This window comes from Candidatus Phyllobacterium onerii (assembly GCF_028331445.1).
GTDB classification, from domain to species: Bacteria; Pseudomonadota; Alphaproteobacteria; order Rhizobiales; family Rhizobiaceae; genus Phyllobacterium; species Phyllobacterium onerii.
On the sequence record NZ_JAQMHX010000001.1, the window covers coordinates 251,426 to 270,361 of the forward strand.

The following is an 18,936-nucleotide window of genomic DNA, read 5'->3' on the forward strand; positions in this document are numbered from 1 at the left end:
AATCAGCTGCAGAGGCAAATGACCATCTGCACCAAGGAAGGAACCTGTTATGAGCAAGACCACCAAACAGACTGCCGATGCGTTCTCGATCCCTACTTTCGATGCAACCGCTGTAACCGACCAGGTTCGCGAATTCACGGAAAAGGGCGTTGCTCAGTCCAAGGAAGCTTATGCCAAGATCAAGGATCAGGCCGAAGCTGCTCAGAAGACGCTTGAAACCACTTTTGAAACTGCTCAGTCGAACGGCGCCGCTCTTTCGCTCAAGGCATTGGCTGCATTCCGCGCCAACACCGAAGCCGGCTTCGCTCACATCGAAGCGCTGATCGGCGTGAAGTCCTTTGGCGAAGTGATCGAACTGCAGAGCGCGTTCGTTCGCAAGCAGGCTGAAGCCATCTCCGGTCAGGCCAAGGAATTCCAGGCTGTTGCTTCGAAGGCCGTTGAAGAGATCTCCGCACCGGTCAAGTCGGCTGTCGAGAAGGCAATCAAGGACGTCAAGGTCGCCTAATTGGTGATTTGACGCAAGAAATACCCCGACGGCACTCCTCCTCCCGGCCGTAGGGAAGCAAGACTTCATGGCTCCTCCCGCCTGGTCTTGCGCTGATGGAAAAAGGCCGGATCCTCCCCCGGCCTTTTTCTTTTTTTAGTTTCTGGCTGTCTTTGTTACATCGAACGCTTGCAAAAAGCGTCAATCCTTCGTATGTGACGCCTGTCAAAAATATGACGGTATGCGGTCGTAGCTCAGTTGGTTAGAGCGCAGGATTGTGGCTCCTGAGGTCGGTGGTTCGAGCCCACCCGTCCGTACCATCCCTCCACGAAACTCTTCAAATCCAAGACGGGCCTTAAACCCCTGTTCGTTTCGCGATGAAACGCGCAATCGCAGGGCCTGTCAAAAGTACGACGATGAAACGCGATGTTTGCATCGCCATGACGAATGCCACGTCGACATCGCTGGACGCCGCAATGATCGCAACGGAATCGGCACCGCCCGGACTGGTCGCTAGATAAGCCGTCAGCGGGTCCACGTCAGCCACCCATACAAGGATGGCGGCAATTCCTCCGCAAATCGCAATCAAGGTCAGAATAGAGGCGACGACGCGGGGCAGAGCGCGTGCTGCATGAACAAGAATGGGCCGTGTGAAGCGCGAGCCAATATTCCAGCCAACGAACGCGTAGCTCGCGGCAAGCAGCCAGGGCGGCAATACGATCTCCATCATACCCGTGTTCTGCAGAACCACACCCACGACAAGCGGCACCAGGAGTGGGCCCGCGGGGATGCGCAGCCGCATGCCGATCAAACTTCCAAGTGTTATGAGTATCAAAGTTTGTGCAAGACCAAGCCAGGGAATGGACGGGAACCAGATGATTTCTGGGACCGGGGCCGTTGGACCTGTGACCCATATGCTGGATACGACCGAGGCGACGACTGCCACAAAGACCACGCGTAGGTATTGCATGAATGCCACCAGGCGGATGTCCGCACCAAAGGCCTCGGCCATCAGCGTCATCGCCGACGCTGCGCCGGGAGATGAGCCCCAGATGGCAGTCGTACCGGGCAGAACCTGCCAGCGCGTCAGCAACCAGCCGAGCGCGTTGCTTGCCATAAGAACAGACGCAATGACCACCAGGAAGAGGGGCCAGTCGTGCAGCATCTCGGCAAGCGCTGCGGGCCGAATACTGAGCGCGATCAGGCAGCCGATCACGCCTTGAGCGATAATGAAGGGGCGCATCGGCAGGCGGATCGAACCGCCCGCTGCAGCCACGACAATGGCCGCGGCCATCGGCCCAAGCAGAAGCGCTGCCGGCAGATGAGTCGCGTGCAGAAGCAAGAAGAACAGGATCGACAATCCGAGCAAAGTCGCCCATTGCAACCCAATGCCGCGACTGCTCAATCCGCCGCCAAGAATGCGGCCGATCCATTCAGGAACATTCATTGGGAACCGTTGGAGAGCCGGGAGAGGCGCTGCGTATTGAGACGACGTTGCCGAAGCGGCATACATGGGCGGAGCTTTTCGCCTTTGTGGAAGCCATTTGGAAAAGCATCACTAACTATCATCGCCCCAATGTCCCGCCAGCCTCAACAAAGTTGGCCGCAGGATAATCTTCTATTGCGAGCCGTCCACCCCTGTTTGGAGCATTTGAATCTTGGAAAAATTCGCAGAACTGCTATGTTCAATCTTGGAGCGGGGACGAACTTTCGTCCGCCCCCATTCCTCACTTCATAAAATGAACCCGGAACGAGACTTGCCAGCCTGTCCGGGTTCTTTTTATGATGAGGGTAACGCTACATGGTGTGAACCACATCGCTTTACCTCCAAGTTGGAAGCAAGGCCGCCGCGGTCGAAATGGCCAATCGCCTTCGATGCACCGGCTGGCTCGGTGCAGACTGCTTCTGCCTCCAAACTGAAATGCTCTCACTTCATCGCTTGGTTGAGGCATCGGCGCCACGAACGCCCGGTTGAAACGTTTCGCTATTAGTCGGTTGCGCAGTTGTATGAACGGCTGACACTGTGCCGATTTTTTACTGTTTGCGGCCCTTGATGTTTCATGCGAATGAAACGCCATGCGCATATTGCTCGTAGAAGACACGCACGATGTGGGGGAGGCAATCGCCAGGCGTTTCGAGGCGACAGGGCATGCCGTGGACTGGGAAACCAACGGGCGGGACGCAGCGGAAATCATCGATTTCACCGAATATGCGCTGATCATTCTCGATGTCATGTTGCCGGGCATGGATGGCTTTGAAATCCTCAAACGCATCCGCAAATCCGGCAATGCGGTTCCCGTCCTTGTCCTGACCGCGCGTTCTGAAATCGACGACCGGGTAGGGGCGCTTGATCTCGGGGCGGACGACTATCTGGTAAAGCCGTTTGACTTCCGCGAATTGGAGGCGAGGGCACGCGTCCTGATGCGCCGCCACACGGGTGGCGAGGCGACCAACTTGATCAAATGCGGTGATATTGCCGTCGATCGCGGAACGCGATCCGTGCACGTCGGCAAGCGCGAGGTGCAGTTGAAGCGGCGTGAACTGACCCTGCTCGAAGTTCTCGTTGCCCGGCCGGGCCGCGTCTTCAGCAAAGACGAATTACTCGATCAGATTTTCGGTTTCGACGAAGCGGCGAACGCCAATGCGATCGAACTCTATATAGGCCGTTTGCGCAAGAAGCTGGAGGGCGCCAAAGCGCATATCGTCACCGTACGGGGGCTCGGTTATCAACTGGTACCTGGCGATGCGCCCTGAAGCCCTGCAACACGGCCCGTCTCTATTCGGGCGTCTCGCCCGGCGCATTTCGTTTGTCCTTTTCATTGGCGCCGCACTGCTCGTTAGTGCCGCCTGGTATTATGCGGAGACTGCCGCGAACAAGGCCTATGATCGCCTGCTCGTTGGCGCGGCGTTGCAGATGGCGGAAAGTCTTTCGGTCGAGGATGGAATACTGACTGCGCGTCTGCCGACCTCTGCGTTCGAACTGCTCGGTTTGGCGGATCGCGACCGGATTTTCTACCGCGTCATCGATACGCATGGCCAGACCCTGACGGGATACGACGATCTCAAGACCCCGACACCACTGGAGCGCGCGCAAGATCCTCTGAGCGTCGAAGAGGGCGTCTACAAGGGTGAGCCTGTGCGCATCGCCCACGCGACCCGGATCCTCGCCGATCCCGCAGTCTCTGGCCGTGCCTATGTTATCGTAGCTCAGACGAACGAGGCGCGATTGGCTTTGACCCGCGAGCTCACGCTGCGCGCGACGATCCTCGTCTTCATCATGAGTCTGTTGGCTTTCGCTGGTGCCATGCTCGCGATCCGCTATGCGCTGCAGCCGGTGGAACAGCTGGGGACGGAAGTCCGTGGCCGCGATCCGCATGATCTAACGCCGGTTACAGTCGACGTGCCGCGTGAGCTTGATCCCTTTGTCAGCTCGATCAACCATTTCATGGGAAGGCTCAATGAACGCGTCGATCTGTTGCAGCGTTTCATTGCCGATGCCGCACATCAGATACGCACGCCATTGACTGCACTGACGGCGCAGATCGATCTTCTGGGAACCGGCAAACTCGACAAGGCGGGCCGTCAGCATTTTAATCGGGTCAAGGAAAGGACAAGCGAACTCTCCCGGTTGACCAACCAGTTGCTCAGCCATGCGATGGTGATTCATCGTGCGGATTCCGTTCAGCTGGAGCCGATCAGCCTTGTCGATGTGGCGAGGCGCGCCTACCGGGTCGCTATTCCAGTCACGGTCGATCCCGATATCGTCATTTCTTTCGAAGCGCCGGATGACCGGCCCTTCGTTCTCGGCGACGCAGTCAGTCTGCGCGAAGCTATTGTCAACGTCATCGACAACGCTTTGCGGCATGGTACGGATCAGCGGCTGGAGGTGCGCGTACGCGCCAGCGGCACGCAAGCCTTTGTAGAGGTTGAGGATGATGGTCCCGGCATCCCGCCTGAAAGCTGGGAGAAGGCGACGCAGCGCTTTGCCACGTCGAAATCGCATGAAGGCAGCTCAGGTCTTGGCTTCGCCATTGCCCAGGAAGTGGCAAATGCCCATGGCGGCACCTTGGGCTTCCGCGCCCGCGATGAAAAAGGTTTTACCGTGGTTCTGACCCTGCCGCTGTACAAAGGGGAGGTGAAATGATCCGAATCTGTTTCGCATTCTTGGTGGCTGGTTTCACCGCAGCACAAGCGTTGGCTGCTGAAAGCAACAAAACGTTGTTCCCAGCCGTCCAGTCGGGTGCCGGCACGCTGACGATCTACTCGACGACAGATCTGGTCGCGATAAAACCGCTGATTGAGGATTTTCAGAAATCGTCGCCGGATGTGTCGATCGACTATAATGAATATCTGACCAACGAACTGAATGCCCTGGCTAGCGAGGCCTGCCGCAAGGGCGAACCGCTCGGCGATCTGCTCTTGTCGTCATCGGTCGACCAATTGCTCAAGCTCGCCAATGACGGCTGCGCCGCGGCGCATACGTCGCCCGAAACCCTTCGCGTTGCAGAGTGGGCCAATTGGCGCGACGAGGTCTTCGGCTTCACCTATGAGCCGGCGGTGTTCGTTTATAACAGGAGCAAGGTTCCGCCCGCCGAAGTCCCGCGCACCCATGTCGAACTCGCGGACCTTCTGCGCGAGCGGCTCGACTATTATCGCGGCCGTGTCGGCACCTATGATATTCGCCTGTCCGGGATCGGTTATCTTCTCGCTTTCAATGATGCGCGACAAACCACGACCGTCTTCGGCCGTCTGCTGGAGAGCATGGCGCGAGCTTCCGCCGTGGCCCGTTGCTGCACCGGCGAAATCCTGGAGGAGGTAGCCAAGGGCAATCTCTACATCGGTTACAATATGCTGGGTTCCTATGCTTATGACGCGGCCCAACGCCATCCGGAACTAGGCGTGGTCGTGCCCCGCGATTATACGCTCGTCCTGAGCCGCGGTGCGCTTATCCCGAAAGGTGCACAGCGAGCAGATCTCGGTGCAAGGTTCCTCGATTATCTGCTATCAGAGCGCGGCCAATCCGTGGCGCGAACCAATGCGTTCTATTTCACGGAAAGTGGTGAACTGCCACCCGGTGTCGATGGTCCGCAAAATTTGAAAGAGTCCGGCGTTGCCCAGCCGATCCGCATCGGCCCGGCTCTGCTCGCGGTGCAGGACAGGGCACAACGCCAACGTTTCATCGAGGATTGGTCGCAATCTCTGATTGAATTGAACAGTCCAGCGTGGACGCGAGAATAGCAAACCCGATTCCTGAATAGCAGATCGCAACACCGGGCCAATTTCTCCGCAAGAATATTCAATTCACACGCAAGAAGTCCCGATTCTCACACATGAATCATCGAATCTGGAACGAATTTTTCAACTCTGGCGAGAAAAATGGTTGTGGCGACGCGAATCGTCAGAAGAGCGAGCCCTGCGAACCAGCCGGAACAGGGGGCTTTTTGGCGGGAGCGGGACGCTCGGTTTTAGGCTGCGATCGACGTTCGTCGCCATCTTTTGCGACCGCTTGCACGTCACCGTCGTGGAATTTGAGGGTAAGGTCATCGCCGCTTGCAACAGCCCCCGCGCGCTTGATCGGCGTGCCTGAGAGGTCGAGGACAACAGCAAATCCACGTTCCAGAACCCCTTGATATGACAGGGTTTTCAGCAGACGCTCGAGTTCCCCACTGCGCCGTTTCGCGCCGTCGATCAGCAGATTGACGGCTTGGACCTGACGCCGGTCCAGCTGTTGCAGATGTTGCCGGTCTCTCTGTGCCAGCCGTGCGGCAGGTTCGATAGAAAGCCGTGCGGCCTGCCGGTCGAAAAGTCCGCGCCTCTTGTGCAGAAAAGCTGTAAGGCAACGCGGCAGCTGACTGTCCAAGCGCTTGATTTCAATCCGCTTTTCGCGAATCTTCTGCTCAAGCAGCCGCGGCGATAATTGCCTGGCGCAGCCGTCGAACTCGCCGCGCTTCTTCTGCGTATTCGCCTGTAAGGCGCGGCCCAAACGGCCTGCGGTTTCATCGAAATGCCGGCGTGGAAGTGCAAGCAACTGATCCGCCGAGGGCAGGGCGCGGGCCAGCGCCCGCTGCGCCTGACGACGGCGATCGAGATAGCGCGACATGCCCGAGGCAAGCCGGGCGCCAAGCGTCGCGACCTGCGCCTTAAGGTCTGCCCTGACCGGCACAGCCATCTCTGCAGCGCCAGTCGGCGTCGGCGCGCGAACGTCCGCAGCAAGGTCGATCAGCGTCCAGTCGGTCTCGTGACCGACAGCAGAAATGATGGGAATTCGCGATGCGGCGACAGCGCGCACAACGGCTTCATCGTTGAATCCCCAAAGGTCTTCAAGGCTGCCACCGCCACGCGCTACGATGAGAACGTCGGGGCGGGGAAGAACGCCACCCAGCTCTAACCCATTGAAACCATTGATCGCATTGGCGACTTCAGCGCCGCAGGTCTCGCCCTGCACACGTACCGGCCAGACCAGAACATGCAGCGGGAAACGGTCGGTGATGCGGTGGATGATGTCGCGGATGACAGCGCCGGTCGGCGATGTAACAACGCCGATAATGCGCGGCATGAAGGGCAGCCGCCGCTTAGCCGCGGGATCGAACAACCCCTCTGCACCAAGCTTGCGCTTGCGTTCCTCCAAGAGTGCCATCAGTGCGCCGGCGCCGGCCGGTTCCATCTGCTCGATGACGATCTGGTATTTGGACGAGCCGGGATAAGTCGTCAGCTTGCCCGTGGCGATGACTTCCATGCCTTCTTCCGGCTGGAAGCGCAGCCGGCTCATGGAACCGCGCCAGATAACCGCCTCTATACGTGCCTTGTCGTCTTTCAGCGAGAAATAGGCATGACCGGACGAATGCGGGCCGCGATACCCGGAAATCTCGCCGCGGACCCTTACGTGCCCGAAAGTGTCCTCGACCGTGCGCTTCAACGCACCGGATATTTCAGAGACGGTATATTCGGCAACGTTCGACGCAGATTCGGGCTTTTCGCTCATGCGCTATTCCTAGTCCCCCTGCCGTCAGGGTCAAGTCTCGGCAATCCTTGATTGCACCATTGCAAGCTTCAGGAATTTCGCCTATCCGCAAGAGTTGGAAAAAGGGGAAATCCACATGCCAGCAGATGTTGCCGCCACTTCTAAAGGTTTGAAATTACGTCATTATCTGCTGATGGGGGCTCTCATGATTGCTGCCGCTGCAGCGATCTTGCTATGGATGGGCCGCAACCCGATATGTACCTGTGGGACAATAAAGCTATGGGTTGGCGAGACGAATTCGTCAGATAATTCACAGCATATCGCCGATTGGTACACGCTCTCACATATTATCCACGGCTTCCTGTTCTACGGTATCTTCTGGCTTATCGCCCGTAAATTGCCCATTGGCCAACGTCTGCTGATGGCTATGTTGGTCGAGGCGGCCTGGGAGATCTTTGAAAACACCGACATGGTCATCAATCGCTACCGCGAAGCAACGATCGCGCTCGGCTATGTCGGCGATAGTGTGCTGAATTCCGTCAGCGACATATTATTCATGGTATTAGGCTTCTTCTTCGCCGCCAGAGCCCCTCTCTGGTTGACGGTCGTGCTGGCGATCTTCTTCGAGCTCCTGGCTGGCTGGGTCATACGCGACAATCTCAGCCTCAACATACTTATGCTGCTCTATCCCCTGGACGCAGTGAAGGCATGGCAAGGGGGAATGTGATCACCAGCCAGGAACGAGTTCCGCAGCACGAACTTGGCGCAAACGCTGATTTGCCATGATCGGCGCTGAAGCCTGGCTCACGCTGACAGGAGAGGGCATCGACAAATTGTCGAGACTTTCGACAATGTGCTGTGCCAGTGCGTCGACGATCGCCGAGGGCTTGGTGTGCCCACGCATGATGCCGATGCCGAATTCCGGCAAGCGGCCAAAACCGTCGGCCTCAGTCAGAACACGCATTCCCGGACGCAAAGCACACTCGGGCAGGATAGAGACAGCAAGGCCCGCCAGAACCGCCGCTGCCAGGACAGTGGCCGACCAGCTCGTGAAGAGAATGCGGTAGTCATGGTGCATGGTGTCGAGGACATCCACCGCGGCAGCGCGCCAGATACAGGTCGGGCGGCCAACTGCCAGTGGAAGTACTTGTTCTTCATGCACATTATGGTGGGCTGAGGTAACCCAGAGTAGTTGTTCGCTCCGCACAACTTCCGAGCGCCGCTGCTCGTCGCATTGCGTTACGAGCGCAATATCCAGTTGCCCCTTGCGGATCATCTCGTCGAGATTGACGGTAGGCTCGCAGACAACCGACAGCTCGACGCGGGGATTGGAACGGGAAAATCGCGCCATGATTTCCGGCAGAAACCGGTCGGCATAATCGTCTGGTGTGCCGATGCGTATGTGACCCTGCAGTTGCGTATCATCAAAAGCTGCGATGGTTTCGTTGTTGAGCTGCAGCATCCGCCGTGCATAGGCCAGCAGGCGCTCGCCATCTTCCGTCAGTCGATTGGTGCGGCCATCGCGCTCGAAAAGCGATTTGGAAACGCGCTCTTCCAGCCGGCGCATCTGCATGGAAACGGCGGATTGCGTCTTGTTCACCTTGTCGGCAGCCCTTGTAAAACTACCTAGGTCGGCAATAGCCGTGAATGTTTGCAACTGGTCGAGATCAAGAGGTGCGTTCATGGCAATGTTCCCGGAATGGTTGATCCATCATTATTATTGAACGTTTACATTAAAAACATTCGTTTGAATAATCAATTATTATGGATCATCCTGCAAATGTTCAGGAAGCGTCGGTGTCCTACGAGTGGTTCAAGGGATAACGCGGCGTGGTGCGCGGAAAATGGTTTTCGCGCGGTTTAACTTTCTTGATCGCCCTTCAAAAGGAGTAACGGCGATGACGACGACAACGAGAATGATTGAAGTAACTGGTTTCACCCGCACGATCGCAACCTTTGCGTCGCAGGCTGCCAACTTTGTCAGGCAAGTAATCGTCGCACGTCGCAATCGTAAAACGATTATGAGCCTCGGCGAGTGGAATGACGAAATGCTGCATGATATCGGCGTCACCCGTGCCGATCTTCATTCTGCGATTGGCACCTCGCTTCTCGATGATCCGAGCGAAAGACTGGGCGCATTGGCCGATGTAAGGTCGCGTGTTCGCGCTGCTCGCTCGATCATCTAAGGCTGACGATTTGACTGTTTAGCAGGCGCCCATTCACGCCGGAATCCCCTCCCGGCGTCCCGCCTGCCTCCTGCCCGGCCCACATTGCATATGCAAGTGGCCGGGCTTTTTCTTATCCCGTTTACCGTCCCACGCTTCAGCGATAACGGTCCATACCGCGCTTATACTGGTCGAAAATGGAATCCAGGCCTTTCTGATACTGATCGTTGGCCTGTTTACCCGTATCGAACATCTGGCCGAGTATGTCCTTTAGAGGATTATCCGAAGGGGCGGAAGGCGCCGTTCTTTGCTGCGCTCGCGGCTGTGGTTCAGGTGATTGCTGTGCTGGACGCTGCTGCGCACCGCCACCGAATATTTCTCCGAAAATCTGGCCCAAGGGATTGTCGCCAAACGGATTTTGTCCCTGAGTCGTCTCTTGAGGTGCATTATCTTGAGGAGTGCCGCGCGGCGTTGATGTTTGCGGTGCTGCGGGCCCACCAGCGCCCTTCATCATTTCCTCGAATATCTTCCCCAGCGGATTATCACCGAACGGGTTTTGTCCTTGCGCCGTATCTTGAGGTGCTGCGTCTTGGGGGACTCTGCCACGCGGTGCCGGGGTTTGCTGCGCTGCGCCGCCAGCACCCTTCATCATCTCCTCGAATATCTTGCCGAGCGGATTGTTTCCCATCGGATTGCCCTGGCCTTGCGGCTGTGGCTGCCCTGCAGCACCTCCGCCGAGCATGCTTTCCAATATCTGTCCCCATGGGTTGGCGCCTGCGCCAGGTGCATTTTGCTGGGGGGCGGGCGATTGACTGCCGCTCTGGCGCATCATCTGCTCGATGAGGTCGCCGATAACATTGCCACCGCCAAGTCCGGACGCAGCAAACTGGCCGGTCGACTTCTTATACAGGCCGCCCATCATCATGGAGGCGACCACCGGCAGCATCTGTTTCAGTGTATCCGCGCCAACCCCGGAGACCGCCGAAGCATGATCGGCAACGGCTCGCGACAGGTCTTTCGACCCGAAGAGTTGATCGAGAACATTCTTGCCGTTGGCAATGCCCATAGGGTCGAAAGCCGCTTGCGGATTATCAAAATAATTGACCTGCCGACCCGAAGAGAGCGTTTGAACAAAGCCGCCAAAACCCATCGGATCGGCCGCATTTCTCTGCAATCCCTGGGAAAATGCGGGCATCAATGCCTCGAGGGCGGCAACGGTTTGCTGCTGGGAGAGATTGAACTGGTTTGAAAGGGCATCGACTGTTTGTCCGCCCTGTGCCTTCAAAAACATGTCTACGAGATTCATGGCGCCGATCCTCCTCCGGGCTGATGCGCGAAGGAAGATTAGCGCCGTAGTAATGCGGACTTCAATACTTTTCTCTCGTTAGAAATATTTCGCCAGATTGTTGCGAATACGCTGAAGCGGATCAACTGCTGGATCGCCGGCTTCAAATTTCCGGTCGGTGATTTTCTCATAGGCCTGAATATAGACCTGCGTCGTCGCGTCTATCACGTCTTCCGGTATCTCCGGGATATCGTCCTTGTAGGGATCGCAACGTTCCACGACCCAATTACGGACGAAATCCTTGTCGAAACTGACCGGCCGCGTGCCGGGTGCGTAGCTGTCGGCAAACCAATAGCGGCTGGAATCCGGTGTATGGATTTCATCGGCCAGCACGATGTTACCTTCATCGTCAGTGCCGAATTCATATTTCGTGTCGGCAAGGATCAAACCACGGCTTGCGGCGATCTCCTGACCCCGCGCGAAGAGCTTCAGAGCGTAGCCAGTAATCGTTTCCCACTGCTCTTTGGTGAGAAGCTGTTGTTGCAGGATATCCTCAGCGGTCAGCGGTTCGTCGTGGCCGCCATCGAAGGCCTTTGAGGTTGGCGTGATGATCGGCGCTGGCAGCTTCTCATTGTCCTGCATCCCATCGGGCAGGGTGAAGCCGTACATTTCACGCTTACCTGCCTTATAGAGCGTCAGTATCGACGTTCCGGTTGTTCCGGCAAGATAACCGCGCACGACGATTTCGACCGGCAGGATGGTCAGCTTGCGGCAAACCAGTACATTGGAATCTGGATACTCGATGACATGATTTGGGCAAATGTCCTGTGTCTGTTCAAACTGGAAACGCGCCGTTTGCGTCAGCACCTGACCCTTCAGTGGTATGGACGCAAGAATGCGGTCAAACGCGCTGATGCGGTCCGTGGCGATGATAATGCGCCTTCCATCCGGCAGATCGTAATTCTCCCGCACCTTGCCTTTGTAGTAGTTCGGCAATTCTGGGATATAGGCTTCGGACAGCGCTTTGTATTTCGGCATGGTTCAGAAATCCGCATGAATGATATGGTTCCCGCATAACACAGATAACCGGCGGCGGGAGTCACAATTGTAATGCTTGGCTCAACGTCCGCCAGTCACGTCAAGGATGGCCCCGGTCACATAGGATGACTCGTCACTCAAGAGCCACACGATGGATTGGCCGACTTCATCGGCAGTACCCGCACGACCGAGTGGAGCGGTAGCCCCAAGACGCTGCGCCCGGTCCGGTTGGCCGCCGCTGGCATGAATATCGGTTTCAATCAGTCCCGGTCGGATCGCGTTGACGCGGATACCCTCCGCTCCGACTTCCTTGGACAGGCCGATCGTCAGCGTATCCATGGCACCTTTCGATCCGGCATAATCGACATATTCGCCTGGCCCGCCGAGCCGTGCCGCCGCCGAAGACAAAAGAACGATCGAACCGCCATTGCCACCACGTGAGCGGGCAAGATGGCGTACGCCCTCACGTGCGCAGACATAGGCGCCAAGCACGTTCACGTCGAAGATGCGGCGCATACGTTCAATGTCCATATCCATCAGTCGCGAGCCAGGAGCAACGATACCTGCATTCACCACGACACCGTCGAGAGTGCCGAGTTCGGCAGTCTGTTCGAACATGGAGATGACATCGGTTTCGACGGCGACATCGCCTTGAATGGCTTTTGCCTTGCCACCCGCTGCAATGATGGTCTCAACCACGTCGTCGGCAGCCGCTTTATTGCCCACATAGTTGACGCCGACCGACCAGCCCCTCTGACCTGCTAGAATTGCCGACGAGCGGCCGATGCCGCGGCTGGCGCCGGTAATCAGAATGGTTTTGGTCATGGCCGATCCTCGCGTTGACTAATAAGCATATTCCAGAAATGCCGGCTCAACGGAACTGCCCCAAGCAGTATTATACTGCGACAGCATCTGCTCAGCCGACGTTGTTCCACGCGCAACAACTTCCTCCAGCGACGAGAGGTAATGCGTCTCGTCGAAGCCTTCGCTGTTGAGCTTTGCCCGGTTCTTCAGGCCGAGCCGCGAAATCGCCAGCACGTCACGTGATATTTCATGCACAGACCGATTGCGTAGCGTGGCGCGCAGGCCTTGCGCCGGAACCTCGTCGCGCAGCGCCTGTACTTCCGGGTAGGTCCAGTCATAGGTCATGGCCTCGGCTGCATCCAACGCCTCGGCATCGTAGAGTAGCCCAACCCAGAAAGCCGGGAGCGCGCAAATGCGCCGCCAAGGTCCGCCATCGGCGCCACGCATTTCGAGGAAGCGCTTCAGCCGTACTTCCGGAAACAGGGTCGATAAATGATTTGCCCAGTCGCCCATGTTCGGCGTGCCTTCCGGGATGGAATCCTTCAGAGCGCCGTTCATGAACTGACGGAATGTCACGTGGGTACAATCATGATAGCGACCATGGCGCATGACAAAATACATGGGCACGTCGAGTGCCCATTCGACGTAGTCGGCAAAGCCAAAATTCTCATTGAAGATGAAAGGCAGAACGCCCGAACGATTGTTGTCCGTGTCGCGCCATATGTTTGAACGCCATGAGAGAAGCCCGTTCGGCCTGCCCTCGGTGAAAGGCGACATTGCAAAGAGCGCCGTCGCGATGGACTGCAACTTCACCGAAACCTGCATCTTGCGGCGCATATCCGTTTCGGACGAGAAGTCGAGATTCACCTGGATCGTGCAGGTGCGATACATCATGTTCAGGCCGTCCTTGCCGACTTTCGGCATATAGTTGGACATGATGTTATAGCGTGATTTCGGCATGCGCGGCGTTTCGGCGAGAGTCCATTTGGGGCTACCGCCAAGACCAAGAAAACGAATACCTAGCGGCTCCGCGATTTCGCGCACCTGCGCCAGATGTGCGTTGGATTCACGGCAGGTCTGATGAATGGTGAGAAGCGGTGCACCGGAAAGCTCGAATTGTCCACCCGGTTCAAGCGAGATTGCACCTTGGCCAGTTGGCTCGACGAGGCCAATGATATTGCCTTCGTCGATGATCGGCTCCCAGCCAAGCTTGGATTGCATGCCTTCGAGGATCGCGCGAATTCCGCGCGGACCTTCATAGGGAACCGGGCTGTTGTCTTCCGTGTAAAATGGGAACTTCTCATGCTCCGTGCCGATGCGCCAGTCGGACTCCGGCCTCGATCCCTGTGCAAGATAGGCAGCCAGTTCTTCGGTGCCGGTGATCGGTGTTTCGTCTGTCGTATCGCGCGCCATGGATGGTGCTTTCCGAGATGATGAGATCGTCGCGCGTGATTGACCGTTTTCGTGCAGGAGCGCAAGCAAATTTCGCTTATGGTCTCATCAAGAGTATTTGTAACTCACCAATCGCCTATCGTCGCCTGAATCAAGGCGAGGGCCGCAACGGCGGCTGTATCTGCCCGCAGGATGCGCGGACCCAATGGAATAGCGGTCACAAAGGGCAGCTTTCGCAAGGTTTCGCGTTCCTGGTCGGAAAAGCCTCCTTCCGGACCGATGAGGACGCCAAGCGGGCTGCGCGGGAGCGATTGCAGCAGCGGCAGCGGATTATGTGTGTCATGTCCCTCATCACAGAAAATGAGGCGACGCTGATTATCCCAGCCCTCAAGCAGCTTTTCAAGCTTTGCAGGCTCACGCGTTTGCGGAATGGCCAGCACGCCGCATTGTTCCGCTGCTTCGATCACGTTGGCCTCGATTCGCTCGGTCCCGATGCGGGAAACTTGCGTATGCTGGGTGATCACCGGCTGCAGAACGCCTGCGCCCATCTCCACCGCCTTCTGGACCAGATAGTCGAGCCGGCCCTGTTTCAACAGTGCGAAGCAATAGAGGAGATCGGGCGCGGCTGGCTGTTGGCGAACCTGTTCCAGCGGCTCAAGGAACAGCTTTTTCCTGCTTTCAAATCGCAATGCCGCACGCCATTCGCCATCACGCCCGTTGAAGACGAGGATTTCATCGCCGTCCTTCATCCGCAATACATTGGACAGATAGTTGACAGCCTCCGGACCCGTCTCCGCACGCTTCCCGGCGGCAAGACTGTCGGTGACGTAGAGCCGCTGCATTTTGTAATTTGCGCGCATTGAATAACCGAAGGTTGGATTTAGCTGAGCGGCGGCAGGCGGCGCTTGACTGGCGACGACTTGACAATGGAAGTGTTTGTCTCGGCCCTTTCCGATAAACGGTCGAGTATCATGTCGAGTTGTTCCATCGTCCGGAATTGTAATTTACCAACGAAACAATCGTCACCTGTGACCTTGTCGCATTCAGTGATTTCCGGCGTTTCCTGTATCAGCTTTTCGACGATGTGCAGCATGCCAGGCAATGGCCGGACGCGTACGATGGCCGAGAGGCTGTAGCCGAGGGCGACGGGATCGATGTCGATCGTAAAGGAGCGGATCACTTTTTTCTCTTCAAGGCGGCGCAACCGCTCGGAAACGCTGGGCGAAGACAGGCCCACCTGATTGCTAAGTTCTTTTAGCGATATACGCGCATCATGAACAAGAATCTCGATGATAGTTCGGTCAAGATCATCAAGCATAATTCCCTCCTAAGGCCACTCGTTTGTTTCGCCTCAAATAAGAAGGTAAAGCGCGAGTTTTGCCTTTTGTGACATATATCAAATTCGTCACTTGCCGCATACCCTCGGCAAATCAACAAAAGGTGTTCGACATGGAAAAAGATGTGTTGAGGGGCAGCGCTGAAATGACTGCCGCCATGTTCATTTCAGGGACAATCGGCTGGTTTGTATTGATGTCAGGCCAACCGGTCCTGTCGGTGGTGTTCTGGCGCTGCGCCATCGGTGCTGTGACGTTGCTCGCTGTATGCGGGGCGTTCGGGCTGCTTCGACGTGATGCCATTTCGCTGAAACTCTTCGGGCTTGCCGTAGTTGGCGGAATAGCAATCGTGTTGAACTGGGTTCTGCTTTTTGCCGCTTACTCACGCGCATCCATTGCCATCGCCACCACGGTGTATAACGTCCAGCCGTTCATGCTGGTTGGTCTAGGCGCGTTGATTTTCAAGGAAAAACTCACCACTACCAAGCTTTTCTGGCTGGGTTTCGCCTTTGCAGGGATGCTGCTAATCGTCCAGGCCAAACCTGGTGGCGCTTATGACGGCTCCGACTACATGGTGGGCATTGCCCTGTCGCTCGGCGCGGCCTTTCTCTATGCGATCGCCGCCATAGTGGCCAAACGCCTGAAAGGCATTCCATCATACCTCATCGCCCTCATTCAGGTCTGCGTTGGCGTCCTGATGCTTGCACCATTCGCTGATTTCGCTCAACTGCCGCAAAGCACCGGCGAATGGGGCAGCATCATAACGATAGGCGTGGTTCACACCGGCCTGATGTATATCCTGCTCTATAGCGCAATCCAGAAACTGCCGACGCACATTACGGGCTCGCTTTCCTTCATCTATCCGATTGCTGCGATCCTGGTGGACTATATTGCCTTCGGACACGCCTTGCAGCCAAGCCAGTTGGTCGGGTCCGCTGCTATTTTGATCGCTGCCGCGGGCACCAGCCTCGGCTGGACATTCCGCAGGTCACTTCCGGTGAGTGTCAAGGCTTGATGTATAGCCCGCTCTCAGCGCCAGGACGGTTGAAGGCGGTGTGAGGAGCATAACATTGCGGCTGGGCGGATCAGATGGTGTGTAACCCTGCCAAGACCAGAGATACGTCACTCCTTCTTTTACAGCATAGGCATCTTCGCCACTGGCAATCATCGTCCCATTCGGTAAATCCTTTATTTGACCTTCGATGGGATGTAGCCGTTTGCCACCCTTGGCATCTAGGCGCTCGCTATGCAGGACGGCGTCCATTGCAGGCGCAGGCTGGATCGATGTTTTCTTCCCGTCAGTCCACGCTGCCTGAAAGGCTTTCGCCCGTTGCCGCTGGCAATAGAAGCATGGTCTGTGTCCTGCTGCGAGCGCCGTCGCTTCGTCTAAAAAGAACAACTCGGTCCAGCTTGGTCGTGCCATAACCTCGCGCCGCACGCCTTTGAATTCGCAGACGCAGATGATCCAGGCCCGTGTCGTCCATCGACGCTTGAGCAAAGTGCGCGTCGTGGGATCGTGGATGATCCCGCGATTTCCCATCAGCGCGCCACGATATGGCGCAGCGACAATATCGCCAAAAGGTGTGACGCGGTTTTGCAGGGTCATTTGGCGGCTTTCGACTCTCGAGAGCACATGCTATCCGAGAACTCCCGTTATTGCGATCATCAGGCAGGCTGCATGCACGTTCTCGTCGTTCAGAATTATCAGAATACAGGCCTTGGCCAAGTCGGACGCGCATTGGAGGAAGCAGGCGCTGAAATCGATCTGCGTCAGCCGTATCTTGGGGAAACACTGCCAAACGACGATTTGGATCACGATGCGCTGGTCGTACTCGGTGGTGACCAGAGCGCGCTCGATGATGACGTCTATCCTTATCTTCCCGAACTGGCACGGCTCACCAAACGTTTCGGCGATGCCGGAAAAGCCGTTCTCGGCATCTGTCTCGGCAGTCAACTTGTTGCGCGTGGCTATGGTGGAGAGAACCTTCTAGGACGTCCGGCCGAATTCGGTTGGCGCGAGGTGACCCGAACTGTTGAAGCGAAGTCTGATCCCGTTCTTTCTGCTGTTCAGCAAAAGTTTCCAATCTTTCACTGGCACAGCGACACCTTTACGCTTCCTGAAGGCGCCGTGCATCTTGCTTCAAGTCAGATGACCCGGAACCAGGCATTTCGCATCGGTCGTGCTGTCTATGGCATCCAGTTTCATTTCGAGGCCGATACCAAGCTCGTTGACGAGTGGAAACGAGTTTTTCATGACCAGATCAAAAATATGGATGCTGCTTGGCTCGTCAATTACCGCACCTATCTGGAGCGTGACGGGGCTGAAGCAGATGCGGCCGGGCTGGCGCTCGCTCGTGCTTGGGTGGCACTGATTTAGGCCTGCATCGTGATTTCGTTGCAACTTGGCAACAGACTAATTCCGAATCCGATTGGATGTCGGGATTCAGGTGAAGCGTGTCTCCAATTCACTAGTTGGTAATAATTGCGTCCTTTATTGGCCACACTGGTTAACTGGCATGAAGCCAGACCGATAGAAACCGATGGAAACGCCCGAAATGACCACCAAGAGTGCTGCACTTTTAACTGCCGTGATGCTCTCAGCCATCCTCTTCATGGGCGCAGGTCTGTTCTCGGTAGATGCCGGTAGCCATACGGTTTCCACCGACGGCTATGGGGTCAGCACCTCTTTCCGCTGATAGTCAGAGTCTCTCACACTGCTTCCAGGAAAAACTTGTTCTCGGCGTCGATTGCGATCGCACTGAGACGACCGCTGAACACCGCTCCGGTATCGAGGTTGATGCGGTTTGGTCTGATTTCCACGTCAGTGACGGGGGTATGGCCATGGATGATGACTTTCGGATAGAGCCGTGGCTCGCCAAGGAATTGCTCCCTGATCCAGACGAGATCTTCCGGATCCTGACTGTCGAGCTCAATTCCCGGACGTATGCCAGCATGGCAAAAGAAAAAATCTCCAAAAATCATCGAACGCTTCAGGCCGCGAAGAAATTCTATGTGCCCCGGGGGAACCGCATCTAGCAGCGCGTGCCGTCCTGTCGCTACAGATCCAAGATCGTTGAAATCGATGGAAACGCCGTAGGAAAGCGCAGTCTGGCGACCGCCATTGTGTGCAAACATTCCATTGGGGGCTCCAGTCGCCAGAAATTCAAGAAAGCCGATATCGTGATTTCCTGCGAGGGCCAGCATTCGGTGCGTCTTCTTCTGTGCGCTGACCAAAAGATCAAGCACGCCTTTTGACTCGGGACCGCGATCGACGTAGTCGCCAAGATGAACGATCACCCAATCGAAGGGTGGTGATTTCTCGTTCGCCGTCTGAATGCGCCGATGCATTTCCTGCAGAAGATCGAGCCGGCCATGCACATCGCCGATGGCATAGACACGCAGCCTGTCGGGTCCCCGTGCATGTTTGAAATAAACTGTTTTCATTGTGCAATTGTCTTTCGCGTCGTAGTTGT

20 protein-coding genes and 1 tRNA gene are annotated in these 18,936 nt (G+C 56.6%); 10 read left to right on the top strand and 11 right to left on the bottom strand.

Annotated elements, in window-relative coordinates:
• Positions 1-49: 49 nt before the first annotated feature.
• Together PHA01_RS01215 and PHA01_RS01220 are read left to right on the top strand one after the other, a co-directional pair.
• Complete coding sequence (locus PHA01_RS01215; RefSeq protein ID WP_112526051.1) at positions 50-505, top strand: phasin; 456 nt, start codon at positions 50-52, stop codon at positions 503-505.
• A gap of 222 nt (positions 506-727) precedes the next feature.
• A tRNA-His gene (locus tag PHA01_RS01220) sits at positions 728-804 on the top strand.
• Between the two features lie 35 nt (positions 805-839).
• Here the strand turns inward: PHA01_RS01220 and PHA01_RS01225 are convergent.
• Entirely contained in the window at positions 840-1,931 is a 1,092-nt protein-coding gene (locus PHA01_RS01225; protein ID WP_271892804.1) for an AbrB family transcriptional regulator, read from the bottom strand.
• Between the two features lie 629 nt (positions 1,932-2,560).
• Between PHA01_RS01225 and PHA01_RS01230 the strand changes: the two genes are divergently transcribed.
• Genes PHA01_RS01230 through PHA01_RS01240 form a run of 3 tightly spaced genes read left to right on the top strand, consistent with a single transcriptional unit; the run spans position 2,561 to position 5,722 of the window.
• Positions 2,561-3,238 carry a response regulator transcription factor gene (locus PHA01_RS01230; RefSeq protein ID WP_271892805.1) on the top strand — a complete coding sequence of 226 codons (678 nt, stop codon included), beginning with the start codon at positions 2,561-2,563 and terminating at the stop codon, positions 3,236-3,238.
• Entirely contained in the window at positions 3,228-4,628 is a 1,401-nt protein-coding gene (locus tag PHA01_RS01235) for a sensor histidine kinase (RefSeq protein ID WP_271892806.1), read from the top strand. The genes PHA01_RS01230 and PHA01_RS01235 overlap by 11 nt, the downstream gene beginning before the upstream one ends.
• Complete coding sequence (locus PHA01_RS01240) at positions 4,625-5,722, top strand: ABC transporter substrate-binding protein (protein WP_271892808.1); 1,098 nt, start codon at positions 4,625-4,627, stop codon at positions 5,720-5,722. The genes PHA01_RS01235 and PHA01_RS01240 overlap by 4 nt, the downstream gene beginning before the upstream one ends.
• 160 nt (positions 5,723-5,882) lie before the next feature.
• On the opposite strand, the gene xseA is transcribed toward PHA01_RS01240, so the two are convergent.
• Positions 5,883-7,466, bottom strand: coding sequence for an exodeoxyribonuclease VII large subunit (gene xseA, locus PHA01_RS01245; RefSeq protein ID WP_271892810.1), 1,584 nt, complete (start codon positions 7,464-7,466; stop codon positions 5,883-5,885).
• Between the two features lie 115 nt (positions 7,467-7,581).
• Between xseA and PHA01_RS01250 the strand changes: the two genes are divergently transcribed.
• Positions 7,582-8,172 (top strand): DUF2585 domain-containing protein, encoded by a 591-nt coding sequence (locus PHA01_RS01250; protein ID WP_271892812.1) that lies wholly within the window; start codon positions 7,582-7,584, stop codon positions 8,170-8,172.
• On the opposite strand, the gene PHA01_RS01255 is transcribed toward PHA01_RS01250, so the two are convergent.
• Positions 8,173-9,129 carry a LysR substrate-binding domain-containing protein gene (locus tag PHA01_RS01255; RefSeq protein WP_271892814.1) on the bottom strand — a complete coding sequence of 319 codons (957 nt, stop codon included), beginning with the start codon at positions 9,127-9,129 and terminating at the stop codon, positions 8,173-8,175.
• Between the two features lie 214 nt (positions 9,130-9,343).
• On the opposite strand from PHA01_RS01255, the gene PHA01_RS01260 reads away from it, so the two are divergent.
• A complete protein-coding gene (locus PHA01_RS01260) occupies positions 9,344-9,631 on the top strand; it encodes a DUF1127 domain-containing protein (protein WP_271892815.1) in 288 nt (95 codons plus the stop codon).
• Between the two features lie 136 nt (positions 9,632-9,767).
• Here the strand turns inward: PHA01_RS01260 and PHA01_RS01265 are convergent, their stop codons facing one another.
• From PHA01_RS01265 to PHA01_RS01290, 6 genes are all read right to left on the bottom strand, one after another.
• Positions 9,768-10,916, bottom strand: coding sequence for a DUF937 domain-containing protein (locus tag PHA01_RS01265; RefSeq protein WP_271892817.1), 1,149 nt, complete (start codon positions 10,914-10,916; stop codon positions 9,768-9,770).
• 78 nt (positions 10,917-10,994) lie between these two features.
• A complete protein-coding gene (locus PHA01_RS01270; protein WP_271892818.1) occupies positions 10,995-11,933 on the bottom strand; it encodes a phosphoribosylaminoimidazolesuccinocarboxamide synthase in 939 nt (312 codons plus the stop codon).
• A gap of 81 nt (positions 11,934-12,014) precedes the next feature.
• Positions 12,015-12,758, bottom strand: coding sequence for an SDR family oxidoreductase (locus PHA01_RS01275; RefSeq protein ID WP_271892819.1), 744 nt, complete (start codon positions 12,756-12,758; stop codon positions 12,015-12,017).
• Between the two features lie 18 nt (positions 12,759-12,776).
• A complete protein-coding gene (locus PHA01_RS01280; RefSeq protein WP_271892821.1) occupies positions 12,777-14,150 on the bottom strand; it encodes a glutamate--cysteine ligase in 1,374 nt (457 codons plus the stop codon).
• Between the two features lie 104 nt (positions 14,151-14,254).
• Positions 14,255-14,989 (bottom strand): 16S rRNA (uracil(1498)-N(3))-methyltransferase, encoded by a 735-nt coding sequence (locus tag PHA01_RS01285; RefSeq protein ID WP_271892823.1) that lies wholly within the window; start codon positions 14,987-14,989, stop codon positions 14,255-14,257.
• Between the two features lie 20 nt (positions 14,990-15,009).
• On the bottom strand, positions 15,010-15,447 hold the full coding sequence (locus PHA01_RS01290) for an Lrp/AsnC family transcriptional regulator (RefSeq protein WP_114428303.1): 438 nt from the start codon (positions 15,445-15,447) through the stop codon (positions 15,010-15,012).
• A 131-nt stretch (positions 15,448-15,578) separates the two neighbouring features.
• Between PHA01_RS01290 and PHA01_RS01295 the strand changes: the two genes are divergently transcribed.
• Positions 15,579-16,478, top strand: a complete 900-nt coding sequence (locus tag PHA01_RS01295) for a DMT family transporter (RefSeq protein WP_271892826.1) — start codon at positions 15,579-15,581, stop codon at positions 16,476-16,478.
• Here PHA01_RS01295 and PHA01_RS01300 read toward each other — a convergent pair.
• Positions 16,452-17,069 (bottom strand): hypothetical protein, encoded by a 618-nt coding sequence (locus tag PHA01_RS01300; protein WP_271892827.1) that lies wholly within the window; start codon positions 17,067-17,069, stop codon positions 16,452-16,454. The genes PHA01_RS01295 and PHA01_RS01300 overlap by 27 nt on opposite strands.
• A 72-nt stretch (positions 17,070-17,141) precedes the next feature.
• Here PHA01_RS01300 and PHA01_RS01305 point away from each other — a divergent pair, with 72 nt between their 5' ends.
• Positions 17,142-17,840, top strand: coding sequence for a type 1 glutamine amidotransferase (locus tag PHA01_RS01305; protein ID WP_271892829.1), 699 nt, complete (start codon positions 17,142-17,144; stop codon positions 17,838-17,840).
• Positions 17,841-18,018: 178 nt separating this feature from the next.
• A complete protein-coding gene (locus tag PHA01_RS01310; RefSeq protein WP_271892831.1) occupies positions 18,019-18,159 on the top strand; it encodes a hypothetical protein in 141 nt (46 codons plus the stop codon).
• Positions 18,160-18,172: 13 nt separating this feature from the next.
• Here PHA01_RS01310 and PHA01_RS01315 read toward each other — a convergent pair whose 3' ends face one another.
• On the bottom strand, positions 18,173-18,907 hold the full coding sequence (locus PHA01_RS01315) for a metallophosphoesterase family protein (RefSeq protein WP_271892832.1): 735 nt from the start codon (positions 18,905-18,907) through the stop codon (positions 18,173-18,175).
• Positions 18,908-18,936: the final 29 nt, after the last annotated feature.